We start from the raw sequence: 13,765 nt of genomic DNA on the forward strand, positions 1-13,765 counted from the left end.
CCGTGACCACGCCGACCGGCATGACCGTGACCCAGAAGCTGGCGGCCCCCGAAGAGGCGACCGCCAATGCTGCGGGCGCGCCTCCTGCCGGTGGCGCCTTCGAGCTTCCCCCGCCCCGCCGCGAGGTGCCCGGCGCGCTGATGCGCGGCGCCCGCGGCCTCTGCCCCGCCTGCGGTGCGGGAAGCATGTTCAGCAAATATCTCAAGGTGTCGCCCTTCTGCGCCACCTGCGGCGAGGAGCTGTACCACCACCGCGCCGACGATGCGCCGCCCTATGCGGTGATCTTCGTGGTGGGCCACATCGTGGTCCCGCTCATGGTGCTGGTGGAGGAATTGTACCGGCCGGAGGTGTGGGTTCACCTCTCCCTCTGGCTGCCGCTGACGCTGGTGCTGTGCCTCGTGCTGCTGCCGCCGCTCAAGGGCATGCTGGTGAACCTGCAATGGGCCCTGCGCATGCACGGCTTCGATTCCGGTAGCGACGAACGGGAGGCGCCGCCCGAGGGCGCCATCCGCCCCGTCATTCGTGCCGTCCGCCCGACCCGTTGAGACCCATGAACGATTTCGCCACCCGCCTGACCGAAGCCGAGCGTCTTCAGGCTTCTCCCAACGTGCGCCCGAGCGACGCCGCGACCCTCATCCTCATCGACCGCAAGGGCAGGAAGCCCCGCGTGCTCATGGGCCGGCGGCACCCCAAGCTCAAGTTCCTGCCCGGGGTCTTCGTGTTTCCCGGCGGCCGGCTGGAGAAGGCCGACAAGGCCATGCCGGTCTATGGCTGCCTCGATCCGGACAGCGAGCGCCGCCTCATGTCCCATGTGCAGCGCCCGAGCCTCGGCCGCGCCCGGGGCCTCGCCGCCGCCGCCATCCGCGAGATGTATGAGGAAACCGGCCTCCTCGTGGGCACCAAGGACTGCGGCGCGCCCGAATCCCCCGGCGACGACTGGCGCGCCTTCGAGGAGCGCGGGGTGTTCCCCGATCTGAGCGCCCTCACCTTCGTGGCCCGCGCCATCACCCCGCCCCGCCGCCCCCGCCGCTTCGACACCCGCTTCTTCGTCGCCGACGCGGCGGCGGTGTGCGACGAGGTGAAGGGCCTCGTGGGCGAGGAGTCGGAACTCATCGACCTCGCATGGCTTACCTTCGCGGAGACGGAGAAGCAGGAGCTTCCCACCATCACCCGCGTGGTGCTCGAGGAACTGGCCGCCCGCATCGACGCCGGCTTCGGCCCGCGCCTGCCGGTGCCCTCCTACGCCATGGTCCGCGGACGCTTCGTCCGCACCCTTCTGGATTGAAGCCGAACGCGATGCATGCTCCCCACGGGTCCCTCGGCCACATGAGCCGGACGGCCTCCATCGCGGCCGCCATCTCCGCCATCACGGTGGTGGGCGTCGGCATCAGCCTGTCCATTCCCCTGCTGGCTCTGGAGCTGGAATCGCGCGGCATCACCAGCAAGTGGATCGGCATCAACACGGCGGTGGCCGGCATCGCCACCATCTTCACCGCGCCCTTCGTGCCGCTGCTGGTGCGCAAGATGGGGCTGCGGGCGCTGCTGGTGGGGGCCATCGTGCTCGCCGCCGCGAGCCTGGTAGGATTCAAGGCGGCGCCGTCCTTCCTCATGTGGTTCCCGCTGCGCTTCGCCTTCGGCGCGGCGCTGTGCATCCTGTTCGCGGTCTCCGAATTCTGGATCAACGCCCTCGCCCCGCCCAACCGGCGCGGGCTCATCATGGGCATCTACGCCACCGCGCTCTCGCTGGGCGCGGCGCTGGGGCCGACCATCCTCAGCGTGCTCGGCGCCTCCGGCTGGGAGCCCTATCTCGCCGGCGCGGTGGTGCTGCTGCTGGGCGCGATCCCGATCCTGCTGGCGCGGGGAATCACCCCCCGCATCCATGACGACAGCCACCACGGGGTGCTCACCTTCGTGCGCCGCTCGCCCTCGGCGGTGCTGGCGGCGCTGGTGTTCGGTGCCATCGAGACGGCGGTGATGACCTTCCTGCCGCTCTACGGCCTGCGGCTCGGCCTCTCCGAGACCAGCGCGGCCCTGCTGCTGACGGCGGCGGTCTTGGGCAACGTCGCCTTCCAGATCCCCATCGGCCTCATCAGCGACAAGGTGGACCGGCGGGTGCTGCTGTTCTGCTGCTCGCTGGCGGGCGCGGCGGGGGCCTTCACCCTGCCCTTCGTGCCGGTGTCGAGCCCGTGGTTCCTCGCCATGATCTTCCTCGCCACCGGCGTGGTGGGCTCGCTCTACACGGTCGGCCTCGCCCATCTTGGCGAGCGATTCCATGGCGCGGACCTCGCGGCAGCCAATGCGGCGTTCGTGATGCTCTATTCCGTGGGCCTGATCGCCGGTCCGCCCCTCGCCGGCGCCGGCATGGACCTCTACAACCCCTACGGCTTCGCTTTCGTCATCTCCACCATGCTCGCCGTCTACGCGGCCATCGTCGCCGGGCGGCTGATGACACGGGGCCGGCGGGAGACGTGAGGCCGTCTCAATGCGCTCGCGCTTGACATTGCGGGCGCATTGAGAGAGGTTCCGCGCCCACGAGCCGCCGGAGACCGGCAGCGCGTCCGTTCTTCTTTTCGCCACCTCACGGTTTGCAAAAACCAGACGGTCGCACGCCGCACGCGGCACCCAGGGATCAAGACATGGCCAAGGCTGCTACCATCAAGATCAAGCTCCTGTCCTCGGCGGACACGGGCGTGTTCTACGTCACCAAGAAGAATTCCCGCACCAAGACCGACAAGATCGTGCTCAAGAAGTACGACCCGGTGGTGCGCAAGCACGTCGAGTTCCGCGAGACCAAGATCAAGTGAGCTGGATCAAGTGATTCCGCTGCGGCGCTGGACAACGGCGCCGCGCGGCCTACAATCTCAGGTTCATCGTGACTGGACAGGGCACCCTCCGGGTGCCCTTTTCTTTTGGCCGGTCGGGGGACCGGTGATTCCCCTTACCGCCCCTGCCGCAGCGCATTGAGCACGGCGATGGAGGCATAGCCGTCCGCCGGGGTGATTCCCGCCTTCTGCTGGAAGGCGCGCACCGCCCGCATGGTGTCGGCGCCCACGCGGCCGTCCGTGCCGCCGGTGCTGAAGCCGGCCGCGGTGAGGCGCTGCTGCACCTCCTGGATCTCCGCCAGCGTCAACGCCCGCTCGCCGCCGGGCCAGGAGGCGACGAACGGCCCCTCACCCATCACCCGGTCGCCGAGATGCACCACCGCCAGCGCGTAGTTGGACGAGGGGTTGTAGGACCGCACCGCATAGAAATTGTGGAGCAGCAGCAGCGCCGGCCCGCCGGGACCGCCCGGCAGCCAGAGCCGCGCCGGCTCGTCATAGGCCGAGAGCGACTGCCCCTCGATGGTGGTGAGGCCGAGTTCGCCCCACTGGGAGAGCGGCCGGCGCGTCTTGTTGTCGGCGAGGTCGGTGTTGAAAGTGCCCGGCAGCTTGGCCTCGAAGCCCCACGGCTCGCCGCGCCGGTACTTGCCGCGCTTCACCAGATAGTTGGCGGTGCCGGCGAGCGCATCGTCCGGCTTGCCGAAGGGCGAGATGCGGCCGTCGCCGTCGAAGTCCACGCCCATGTTGAGCCACACCTCGGGCATCCACTGGGTGTGGCCCATGGCGCCGGCCCACGAGCCGGTCATCTCCTGAGGCGTGCCCCAGCCCCGCTCGACGATGACGAGGGCATTGAGAAGCTCCGCCTCCCAGTATTTCCGCCGCCGCGCGTCGCCCCAGGCCAGCGCCGCCAGCGAATTGAAGATGGGCTTCATGTGGGCGGGGTTGGAGAGCACCTCCCCATAGGCGCTTTCCATGCCCCAATAGCCGAGCATCACCCGGCGATCGACGCCGAACGCCTGCTCGATGCGATCGAACAGACCGGAATATTGCTTCGCCTTCTGCTTGCCGGTGGCGATGCGCCAGTCGGAGACGCGGCGGTTGAGATACTGCCAGGACTGCTCGGTGAACTCTTCCTGGTTGCGGTCCTGCGCATAGACCGAGGTGTCCGGCTTCAGGCCGCTGAACACCTTGTTGTAGGTGGCATCCGAGACGCCGCGGGCGCGGGCCCGGGCGCGGAAGGTCTCGACCCATTTCGGAAAAGGCTGCGCCGCCTGCTGGGCGAAGACGGGCGGAGCGAGGAGGCCCGAGCCGGCGAGAAAGGCGCTCCCCGCGAGAGAGAGGGTGAAGGCGCGGCGGCCGATGAGGAGGCGCGATCGGTCGTCGGTCATGTCTCTCCGGTCAGGTCAGCTAGAGGAGGTGAAGGGACGGGCGGAGGCCAGCACCTCGGGATCGGCCACGGTGCGGCCGACGATGGCGGTGACACGCTCCGGCTCGAACGGCCTGAGCGTGGAGATGAGGCGCACCGGCGCCGTATCGGGCGGCGCCACGGCCGGGCCGATGAGCTGCGTCACCCGCCGGGCGATGGCGGGCGCGGGATCGATCCAGGTGACGGGCCACGGCGCGAGGCGCTCGAAGCGGTCCACCAGCAGCGGATAATGGGTGCAGGCGAGCACCACCGTGTCGGTCCGCCGGCCGTCGGCGGAGACGAAGCAGGGCGCGATCTCGGCGGCGATGTCCGCATCGTCCACCGGATCGCCTGATATGGCCGCCTCGGCGAGGCCGGCGAGCCGGTCGCTGGGCACGAGGGCCACGTCGCAGCCCTGCGCGAACTCGCGCACGAGCCCGGCCGTATAGTCCCGCCGCACGGTGCCCGGAGTGGCGAGCACGCTGACGCGCTTCGTGCGGGAGGCGATGCAGGCCGGCTTGATGGCCGGCACGGTGCCGATGAATGGCAACTGATGGCGCGCGCGCAGGCTCGGCAGCGCCAGCGTGGAAATGGTGTTGCAGGCGATGACCACCAGATCGGGCGAAACGTCCGCGATCAGCCGGTCCACCACATGGCCGACCCGCTCCAGCATCACGTCGTCGGTCAGCGCGCCATAAGGGAAGGCCGCATCATCCGCCGCATAGACCAGCCGCGCATCCGGCCGGGCCTTCGCCACCTCGCGGAAGACGGACAGGCCACCCACCCCCGAATCGAACACGAGAATGGTCGGCGCGTCGCCGGCATGGACGAGGGGCGCGGGCAGCGGGGCGGCGAGGGAGGTCACGGCGGAACTCTCAATGGCAGCGTGTGCCATGGCTTATCCTCAATGGCGCAGGCGAGATTGTGACCGCGCCATCGTAAAGGAAGGGTGAGCGCGGGGCGGAGCTGGTTGTCTCCGGCGAACCCGGCCTCAGCCGTCCGTCATCCCCCCGGCTCGTCCGGGGAATGACGGCTCCCAGACTCCCCTCTCCCCTCTCCCCTCTCCCCTCTCCCCTCGCGGGAGAGGGGAGAGGAGCCGGGGGTGAGGGGGCCTTTCCGCCCATGCCCACCCCTGCTTCCTTCGGCGCCACACCCCTCACCCCAGCCCTCTCCCGCCAGGGGAGAGGGAGTCTTCCGGTTCGGGCCAAAGAGAACCGCTATCAGGCCCACCAAAAACGTCAGCGCCCTTGTCCCTTGACACACGCTATATCTGAATGAATATAGCTTCATTGCCGAAGCGGTTTTGGATCATGGCCATGACGAACGAGAGCCTCCAGCAGGACGACATGATCGGGCAGGATCTCCTGTCGTTCGACGTCGCGGTGGACGGCAGCCGCTTCCGCATGAGCTTCAGCCAGCCGGACGGCTCCAGCGCCTCGCTGAACCTGCCCTCGGACTGCCTGCGCGCGCTGGTGATGACGCTGCCCAAGATGATGGCCGAGGTACTGCGCGCCCAGTACAAGGACGAGAGCCTGCGCCTCGTCTATCCGGCGCACATGGTGCGGGTGGAGCAGGCGTCCGAGCCCTCCACGCTGATCCTCACCCTCGCGACGCCCGACGGCTTCGAAGTCTCCTTCGCCCTCGGTGGCCGCCAGCTCCAGACGCTGGCCGCCGCCCACGACAGCATCGGCCGGCCGAGCGAGACCGCGCCCGTATTCAACTGAATTGCACCTGTTTTTCCCGAGCGACGACCCAACTCATCCGTTCGATTTTCCTCAAGACAACGCGATTTCACGCCGACCGGTCGCCATTTCCCCGGAACGCGTCCTGATCTCTCGTGTGGCATCTCGCAACGGAGGCACCGGGAGCCGAAAGGCCCCCGGTGCCAATTTTTTTGTGCGTCAGCGGACCGGATAGGGCCGGCGCGTGACGTAGCGGTGGAAGGCGGCTGCCAGCAGGACGATGGTCACGGCGCCGGCGGCGACGGGTATCAAAGCGAACGTCCAGGGCGCTCCCGTGAGAATGGCGACGATCGGATCGGCCCCTGCCGGCGGATGCAGCGTGTCCGTCAGCAGCATCACGGCGATGGCCAGCCCCACCCCCACGGCCACCGCCCAGGGCGCCCCGCCGCAAGAGTGGAGCACCGCAACCCCGACGGCCGTGGAGAGCACGTGCCCGCCAATGACATTGCGCGGCAGCGCCAGCGGGCTTTGGGGGATGGCGAACACGAGCACGCAGCTTGCGCCAAACGGCGCGATCAGCAGCAGCACGCCGGACCCGTCCTGCGCGAGGCCGAGGATGAGAATGGCGAGAAAGGCGCCGAACCCGGCAAGGCCGGCCTCGAACGCGCGCCGGGCCAGCGGCACCCCCCGGCCGGGGACTGCTGACCCGAAAAGCAGGAACTTCATGGGGAAAGGCACCAAGAAACGGGAAGACAGGCGGGAACGCGCGACGGGGTCCCGAAGAGCCGCCGCCGCGCTTGCGGATCAGACCGCCTTCTTGAACTTCGCGGCCTCCTCGGAGCCTCCGGTGGCATTGCCCTTGGAATAGGAATGCGCGCCGACGCCGGCGAGATTGCCGCCCTGCACGATCAGATATTCATCGCGGATGGGCCGCCCCTCGAAGAAGCATTCGAGGATTTCCCGCGTGCCGGCCGCATAGCGGGCCTGCGCGGTGAGCGAGGTGCCGGACATGTGCGGGGTCATGCCGTTCCACGCCATGGTGCGCCAGGGGTGATCGGCCGGCGCGGGCTGCGGGAACCACACGTCGCCCGCATATCCCGCGAGCCGGCCGCTCTCCAGCGCGCGGGCGATGGCGTCGCGGTCGCACAGCTTGCCGCGCGCGGTGTTGACGATGTAGGCGCCGCGCTTGAACAGCTTCAGCGTCTCGTCATTCACCATGTGCTCGGTTTCGGGGTGCAGCGGGCAGTTCAGCGTTACCACATCGCAATGGGGATACATCTCCTCGCGGGTGGCGTGGAAGGTGAGGTTCAGCTCTTTTTCGACGGCTTCCGGGAGGCGGTGGCGGTCCGTGTAATGGAGCTTCACGTCGAACGGCGCGAGGCGGCGCAGCACGGCGAGGCCGATGCGGCCGGCGGCCACGGTGCCGACGCTCATCGCCTCGAGGTCATAGGAGTGCTGCACGCAATCGGCGATGTTCCAGCCGCCTTTCCGCGCCCAGTCATGGGCCGGGAGATAGTTGCGCACGAGGCCGAGGATCATCATCACCACGTGCTCGGCGACGCTGATCGAATTGCAATAGGTCACCTCCGCGACGGTGACGCCCCGGTCGATGGCGGACTGCAGATCCACATGGTCCGAGCCGATGCCGGCCGTGAGCGCGAGCTTGAGGTTCTTCGCCTTGGCGAAGCGCTCGGGCGTCAGATAGGCCGGCCAGAAGGGCTGGGAGATGACGATGTCCGCATCCACCAGCTCCCGCTCGAAGACCGAATCCGGGCCATCCTTGTCGGAGGTGACGACCAGCGTATGGCCGTTGGCTTCCAGATATTTGCGCAGGCCCAGCTCGCCGGAGACGCTGCCGAGCATGGTGCCGGGGATGAAGTCGATGGCCTTGGGCGTCGGCAAGGTCTGGCCGCCGGGATAATGGTCGATCTTCGGCAGGTCGTCGCGGGCATAGGTCTTCGGCAGGCCGCCGATGGGATCGTCGTAGAGAACGCAGAGAACCTTGGCCATGGCTTCCTCCTTTGGGGCGATGGAGGCGCGCGTCCGCGATCGCCGGATGGGCACCGGCGCCGGTCGGAACGGGACGCATTTGGGACGATCCGCGGGGCAGCCTGAGGCCACCGCGCCGCGCTTCCATCTTGAGGCCGGCGCAGGTCGCGTCCGGCTTCTGCGAGTTAAGAGCGGGGGCGGCGGCCGGTCCAATCGTTTGGCGGCAACGATTGATAGCCGCCTGCGATAAGCCCCCCTCAGGCGCAGGCGGTAAGGGCCGGCGGGCGGGTGACACTCTCGCCCAGCCGGCGCGCCGCATGGCGCATGAAGGCGCCCGCCAGCGGCGACTGCGGGTCGCGGTCCGAGGTCACGACGCCGACGCTCTGGCTGTGCACCGGGTCCACCAGCGGCACGGCGACGAGATGGTCCGGCGCCTCGAAGGTTTCGAGATAGGTGTGGGGCACGATGCCGGACCATGCGCCGGAGCGCACCAGCGACCACACGCCCAGGAAGCTGTTGGCCTCGATGCGCGGATTGGAGGCCACCCCCGCCTCGGCGAGGATGCGGTCCACGATGCGCCGGTTCTGCATGTCGCTGGTGAGCAGGCACAAAGGATGCGCCGCCGCCTCCGACCAGCCGATGGCGTTGCGCCCGGAGAAAGCGCCGGCGGCGGTGACGAACACGTAGGTCTCGTCATAGAGCGCGATGGAGCGCACCCGCGCCAGCGGCTCGTTCTCGAAATAGGTGACGCCGGCGTCGATATCGAGCGTGTCTAGCCCGCGCTGGATGGCGGTGGAGGCGAGCGAGAGCAGTTGCACCCGCACGTTCGGATAGCGGGCGCAGAAGCCGTTCACCAGCGCCGGCAGCGCGGGGATGGCGGCGGGAATGGCGCCGATGCGCAAGGTGCCGGAGAGGCCGGTGGCGGCGTCCGAGAGGTCCTGCCGCATGCCGTTGTAGTCGGCCACCATGCGCTGCGCCCAGGCCAGCACCCGCTCGCCCTCCAGCGTGAGCCCGAGGAAGCGGTGGGAGCGGATGACCAGCGGCAGCCCCAGTTCCTCCTCCAGCTTGCGGATGCCCGCCGACAGCCCCGGCTGCGACACCCGGCAGGCCTCCGCCGCCCGCCCGAAATGCCCCTCGCGGGCCACCGCCACGAGATATTCGAGCTGGCGCATGAACATGTGTGTGCCCTTCCTGGTTCCTGCGAACCAATCTTATATTCCGAAGGGAATAACGACAAGGCACCCGGCGGTTTGATAAGCTGCGGGCATTGGATTCACAGGGGCGCCTCCGATCCGAGGCTCCGCTTCAAAGTCCCGATTCGAGGTTCCATGGCGGCGCTGAGCGTGCGAATCGATCTTGCTCCGGGAGGCCGGCTCGGCCCCGGCAAGATCGAGTTGCTGGAGAAGATCGACGCGCTTGGCTCCATCTCCGCGGCGGGGCGGGAGATGGACATGTCCTATCGCCGCGCGTGGGAGCTGGTGGAGGAGCTGAACGCGCTGTTCCCCTCCCCCCTCGTCTCGGCCCGCTCCGGCGGCAAGCATGGCGGCGGCACGGCGCTGACGGCGCTCGGCCAGTCGGTCGTCGCGAACTATCGCGCCATCCAGACGGCGGCCGATGCCGCCACCCGCGCGGCCGTCGCGGAGCTGGAGGCGGAGCTGGCCCCGCTCACCACCGCCGCGGAATAGGGTCTCTCAAGCCCGCGCTAGCTCCGTGCCGCCCGCAGCGCCGCGGCCGCCGCCACCGGCCCCAGCACCAGCGCGAACAGAGCGAGCCCCGCCAGCACGCGAAACGGCGTGCCGAAGGGCACCGGGCCCACCACCGCCGCCTGAGTCGCCGACACGGCGAAGATCAGCACGGGGATGGTGAGCGGAATCACCAGAACCGCGATCAGGAGCCCACCCCGACGGAACGCCCCGGCGAAGGCCGCGCCGATGAGGCCGAGGAAGGTTACGGCCGGCGTGCCCACCAGCAACGTCAGCACCACCGCGCCGATGGCGGCGGGTTCCAGATTCAGCATCAGCGCCAGCACCGGGGCGGCGAGCACCAGCGGCAGGCCGGTGGCGAGCCAGTGGGCGAGGCCCTTGGCGGCGGCGGTCAGTTCCAGCGGCAGCGCAGACAGGGTGAGGGCATCGAGGGAGCCGTCCTCCACATCGGCGGCGAACAGGCGCTCCAGCCCGATGAGGCTCGCCAGTAGCGCGCCGATCCACAGGATGGCCGGGCCGATGCGCGCCAGCAGCACGAGGTCCGGCCCCACCGCGAACGGCACCACCGTCACCACGGAGAGGAAGAACACCACCCCCAGCCCCGCGCCCCCGCCGGACCCAAGCGACAGCGCCAGATCCCGGCGCACGATGGCAAGGAAGGCGGCGATCATGCTCCAACCCCTCCCAGCCGCAGTTCGTCCGTCTCGCCGAGGTCGAGCGGCGCGTGGGTGGCGGCGATGAGGAGGCCGCCTTCAGCGAGGTGCGCGCGGCCGAAGGCGGCGAAACGGGCCTGCGCCTTAACGTCCAGCGCGGTGGTCGGCTCGTCCAGCACCCACACGGCGCGCTTCGCCACCAGAAGCCGGGCGATGGCGAGGCGGCGCTTCTGTCCGGCGGAGAGCACCTGCGCGCGCAACTGGCCGAGACCGCCGAGGCCCACCTCCTCCAGCGCCTCCTCCACGGCGAGGCCGCCGCCACCGAGCACGGTGCGCCAGAAGACGAGGTTGGCAGCGACGGTGAGCGCGCCCTTCACCGCATCCTCATGCCCGAGATAATGCAGATGCTCGCCCAAGCCCTCGCCGCCTCCCGGGGACCCGTCATCCAGCCGCACGGTGCCGGCGGTGGGCGCGAGCAGGCCGGCGAGGATGCGCAGCAGCGAGGATTTGCCGGCGCCGTTCGGCCCGACCACCACCAGCGCGCGGCCGGCCTGCGCCGACACGGCGAGCCCCTCGAACAGGAGCCGGAATCCTCTGCGGCAGGAAAGGTTATCCCCTACCAGCGCCTTGACAGTCATGCGTTGCCGACCCCTGCCTTTTGGTGCATTGCACATTCAACGCTGTTATCGCATGACCGCGCTTTGAAATGGCTCTATAAAGCCCGCAGCCGCGCCGTCCAAGGTGGTGGAGAAAAGACCTCCACCGTCGAAGGAGGTGCTGTTTCGGTCGATCATCGAACCGGAGTTTTCCAGCCGTGACCTCCCTCGACAGCTTCAAGTGCCGCACAACCCTGACGGTAGACGACAAAGAGTACGTCTATTACGATCTTGAGCTGGCGGAGAAGAATGGCCTTCCGGGCATTTCCGCGCTCCCCTTCTCCATGAAGGTGCTGCTCGAAAACCTGCTGCGCTTCGAGGATGGCCGCTCCGTCACCAAGGAAGACGTCATCTCCGTCGCGGACTGGCTGAACAACCGCGGCAAGGCCGAGAAGGAAATCGCCTACCGCCCCGCGCGCGTGCTGATGCAGGACTTCACCGGCGTTCCCGCGGTGGTGGACCTCGCCGCCATGCGCGACGCCATGGTGGCCCTCGGCGGCGATCCCGAGCGCATCAACCCGCTGGTTCCCGTTGATCTCGTCATCGATCACTCAGTGATCGTGAACTTCTTCGGTGACAACAAGGCGTTCGGCAAGAACGTCGAGGAAGAATACAAGCAGAACCAGGAGCGCTATCGCTTCCTGAAGTGGGGCCAGAACGCGTTCGACAACTTCCGCGTCGTCCCGCCCGGCACCGGCATCTGCCATCAGGTGAACCTCGAATACCTCGCCCAGACCGTCTGGACCCGCAAGGAAGAGATCGACGGCAAGAAGGTCGAGGTGGCCTATCCCGACACGCTGGTGGGCACCGACTCGCACACCACCATGGTGAACGGCCTCGGCGTGCTCGGCTGGGGCGTGGGCGGCATCGAGGCTGAGGCGGCCATGCTCGGCCAGCCCATCTCCATGCTCATCCCCGAGGTGATCGGCTTCAAGCTCTCCGGCAAGCTGCGCGAGGGCATCACCGCCACCGACCTCGTGCTCACCGTCACCCAGATGCTCCGCAAGAAGGGCGTGGTGGGCAAGTTCGTGGAGTTCTACGGCCCCGGCCTGGAGCACCTCTCCCTCGCCGACCGCGCCACGATCGCCAACATGGCCCCGGAATACGGCGCCACCTGCGGCTTCTTCCCGGTGGACCGCGAGACCATCGACTATCTGGAAGAGACCGGCCGCAAGGACAGCCGCGTGGAGCTGGTGGAGAAGTACTCCAAGGCCCAGGGCATGTGGCGCAAGAAGGAAACGCCGGATCCGGTGTTCACCGACACGCTGGACCTCGACCTCGACACCGTTCTGCCCTCCATGGCCGGCCCCAAGCGCCCGCAGGACCGCGTGCTGCTTTCCGAGTCCAAGGCCGGCTTCCTGGCCGCGCTCGAAGGCGAGTTCAAGAAGCCCGGTGAGGCCGCCAAGCGCGTCCCCGTCTCCGGCACCGACTACACGGTGGGCCACGGCGACGTGGTGATCGCCGCCATCACCTCCTGCACCAACACCTCCAACCCCTCGGTGCTCATCGCCGCCGGCCTCCTCGCCAAGGCGGCTGTGAAGAAGGGCCTCAAGTCCAAGCCGTGGGTGAAGACCTCGCTGGCGCCCGGCTCGCAGGTGGTGGAAGGCTATCTCAAGGCCGCCGACCTGCAGGACGACCTCGACGCGCTCGGCTTCAACCTGGTCGGCTTCGGCTGCACCACCTGCATCGGCAATTCCGGCCCGCTGCCGGAAGCCATCTCCGAGGCCATCAACACCAACGACCTCGTGGCCGGCGCCGTGATCTCCGGCAACCGCAACTTTGAAGGCCGCGTGAACCCGGACGTGAAGGCGAACTACCTCGCCTCCCCGCCCCTCGTCGTCGCCTACGCGCTGGCCGGCTCGCTGCAGGTGGACCTGACCACCGAGCCCCTCGGCACGGACAAGGACGGCAACCCCGTCTATCTCAAGGACATCTGGCCCTCCAACAAGGAAGTGGCCCAGTACATCCGCGAGAACGTCACCAAGAAGATGTTCAAGGAAAAGTATTCCGACGTCTTCAAGGGCGACGAGCACTGGCAGAAGATCGCCGTGCCCACCGGCCAGACCTATGCCTGGCAGGACACCTCCACCTACGTGCAGAACCCGCCCTATTTCGTCGGGATGCAGAAGGAGCCGGAGCCGGTCAAGGACATCATCGATGCCCGGATCATGGGCCTGTTCCTGGACTCCATCACCACCGACCACATCTCGCCGGCCGGCTCCATCAAGCAGGCGTCCCCGGCGGGCCAGTACCTGATCGAGCATCAGGTGCGCCCGGTGGACTTCAACCAGTACGGGACCCGCCGCGGCAACCATGAAGTGATGATGCGCGGCACCTTCGCCAACATCCGCATCAAGAACCAGATGGTGCCGGGCGTGGAAGGCGGCGTGACCATCCACTATCCGGACGGCGCCCAGCTGCCCATCTACGACGCGGCCATGCAGTACCGGGCCGAGGGCGTGCCGCTGGTGGTGTTCGCCGGCAAGGAATACGGCACCGGCTCGTCCCGCGACTGGGCGGCGAAGGGCACCAAGCTGCTCGGCGTGCGCGCCGTGGTGGCCCAGTCCTTCGAGCGCATCCACCGCTCGAACCTGGTCGGCATGGGCATCGTGCCGCTGGTGTTCAAGGACGGCGAGAGCTGGCAGAGCCTCGGCATCAAGGGCGACGAGATCGTCACCCTCAAGGGCATCGAGGGCGACCTCAAGCCCCGCCAGACGCTGACCGCCGAAATCAAGTTCGCCGACGGCACCGTGAAGAATGTGGAGCTGATCTGCCGTATCGATACGCTGGATGAGCTCGACTACTTCCGCAACGGCGGCATCCTGCCCTACGTGCTGCGCTCGCTGGCAGCCTGATCT

14 protein-coding genes are annotated in these 13,765 nt (G+C 68.3%); 7 read left to right on the forward strand and 7 right to left on the reverse strand.

The annotated features are described in order from the left end of the window. Window positions 1-2: 2 nt before the first annotated feature. The 4 genes from ACT54R_RS00350 to rpmG all read left to right on the forward strand — a co-directional run bounded on the left by ACT54R_RS00350 (window position 3) and on the right by rpmG (window position 2,804). Window positions 3-545, forward strand: a complete 543-nt coding sequence (locus ACT54R_RS00350; RefSeq protein ID WP_476322232.1) for a DUF983 domain-containing protein — start codon at window positions 3-5, stop codon at window positions 543-545. Window positions 546-550: 5 nt separating this feature from the next. Then, the gene (locus ACT54R_RS00355) at window positions 551-1,285 is read left to right on the forward strand and encodes an NUDIX hydrolase (protein WP_476322235.1); all 735 of its coding nucleotides are present in this window, start codon (window positions 551-553) and stop codon (window positions 1,283-1,285) included. 11 nt (window positions 1,286-1,296) lie between these two features. Continuing rightward, window positions 1,297-2,472 (forward strand): MFS transporter, encoded by a 1,176-nt coding sequence (locus ACT54R_RS00360; RefSeq protein WP_476322238.1) that lies wholly within the window; start codon window positions 1,297-1,299, stop codon window positions 2,470-2,472. A gap of 164 nt (window positions 2,473-2,636) precedes the next feature. After that, on the forward strand, window positions 2,637-2,804 hold the full coding sequence (rpmG, locus tag ACT54R_RS00365; RefSeq protein WP_012115832.1) for a 50S ribosomal protein L33: 168 nt from the start codon (window positions 2,637-2,639) through the stop codon (window positions 2,802-2,804). Between the two features lie 134 nt (window positions 2,805-2,938). Here the strand turns inward: rpmG and ACT54R_RS00370 are convergent, their stop codons facing one another. Both ACT54R_RS00370 and murI read right to left on the reverse strand, forming a co-directional pair. Further along, a complete protein-coding gene (locus tag ACT54R_RS00370) occupies window positions 2,939-4,207 on the reverse strand; it encodes a lytic murein transglycosylase (protein ID WP_476322241.1) in 1,269 nt (422 codons plus the stop codon). 15 nt (window positions 4,208-4,222) lie between these two features. After that, window positions 4,223-5,119, reverse strand: a complete 897-nt coding sequence (murI, locus tag ACT54R_RS00375; RefSeq protein ID WP_476322244.1) for a glutamate racemase — start codon at window positions 5,117-5,119, stop codon at window positions 4,223-4,225. A 421-nt stretch (window positions 5,120-5,540) separates the two neighbouring features. On the opposite strand from murI, the gene ACT54R_RS00380 reads away from it, so the two are divergent. Then, window positions 5,541-5,948: a hypothetical protein gene (locus ACT54R_RS00380; protein ID WP_476322247.1), complete on the forward strand. Its 408-nt coding sequence runs from the start codon at window positions 5,541-5,543 to the stop codon at window positions 5,946-5,948. Window positions 5,949-6,125: 177 nt separating this feature from the next. Here ACT54R_RS00380 and ACT54R_RS00385 read toward each other — a convergent pair whose 3' ends face one another. The 3 genes from ACT54R_RS00385 to ACT54R_RS00395 all read right to left on the reverse strand — a co-directional run bounded on the left by ACT54R_RS00385 (window position 6,126) and on the right by ACT54R_RS00395 (window position 9,073). Further along, on the reverse strand, window positions 6,126-6,632 hold the full coding sequence (locus ACT54R_RS00385; RefSeq protein WP_476322250.1) for an HPP family protein: 507 nt from the start codon (window positions 6,630-6,632) through the stop codon (window positions 6,126-6,128). A gap of 78 nt (window positions 6,633-6,710) precedes the next feature. Further along, on the reverse strand, window positions 6,711-7,916 hold the full coding sequence (locus tag ACT54R_RS00390; protein ID WP_476322253.1) for an NAD-dependent formate dehydrogenase: 1,206 nt from the start codon (window positions 7,914-7,916) through the stop codon (window positions 6,711-6,713). Window positions 7,917-8,152: 236 nt separating this feature from the next. Beyond that, complete coding sequence (locus ACT54R_RS00395) at window positions 8,153-9,073, reverse strand: LysR family transcriptional regulator (RefSeq protein ID WP_476322256.1); 921 nt, start codon at window positions 9,071-9,073, stop codon at window positions 8,153-8,155. Between the two features lie 150 nt (window positions 9,074-9,223). On the opposite strand from ACT54R_RS00395, the gene ACT54R_RS00400 reads away from it, so the two are divergent. Beyond that, the gene (locus ACT54R_RS00400; RefSeq protein WP_476322259.1) at window positions 9,224-9,580 is read left to right on the forward strand and encodes a winged helix-turn-helix domain-containing protein; all 357 of its coding nucleotides are present in this window, start codon (window positions 9,224-9,226) and stop codon (window positions 9,578-9,580) included. A gap of 17 nt (window positions 9,581-9,597) precedes the next feature. Here ACT54R_RS00400 and ccmB read toward each other — a convergent pair whose 3' ends face one another. Continuing rightward, a complete protein-coding gene (gene ccmB / locus ACT54R_RS00405; RefSeq protein ID WP_476326321.1) occupies window positions 9,598-10,266 on the reverse strand; it encodes a heme exporter protein CcmB in 669 nt (222 codons plus the stop codon). Beyond that, complete coding sequence (gene ccmA / locus ACT54R_RS00410; protein WP_476322262.1) at window positions 10,266-10,889, reverse strand: heme ABC exporter ATP-binding protein CcmA; 624 nt, start codon at window positions 10,887-10,889, stop codon at window positions 10,266-10,268. The genes ccmB and ccmA overlap by 1 nt, the downstream gene beginning before the upstream one ends. A gap of 176 nt (window positions 10,890-11,065) precedes the next feature. On the opposite strand from ccmA, the gene acnA reads away from it, so the two are divergent. After that, window positions 11,066-13,762 (forward strand): aconitate hydratase AcnA, encoded by a 2,697-nt coding sequence (gene acnA / locus ACT54R_RS00415; RefSeq protein WP_168458040.1) that lies wholly within the window; start codon window positions 11,066-11,068, stop codon window positions 13,760-13,762. Window positions 13,763-13,765: the final 3 nt, after the last annotated feature.

The organism is Xanthobacter sp. DMC47 (assembly GCF_056313845.1).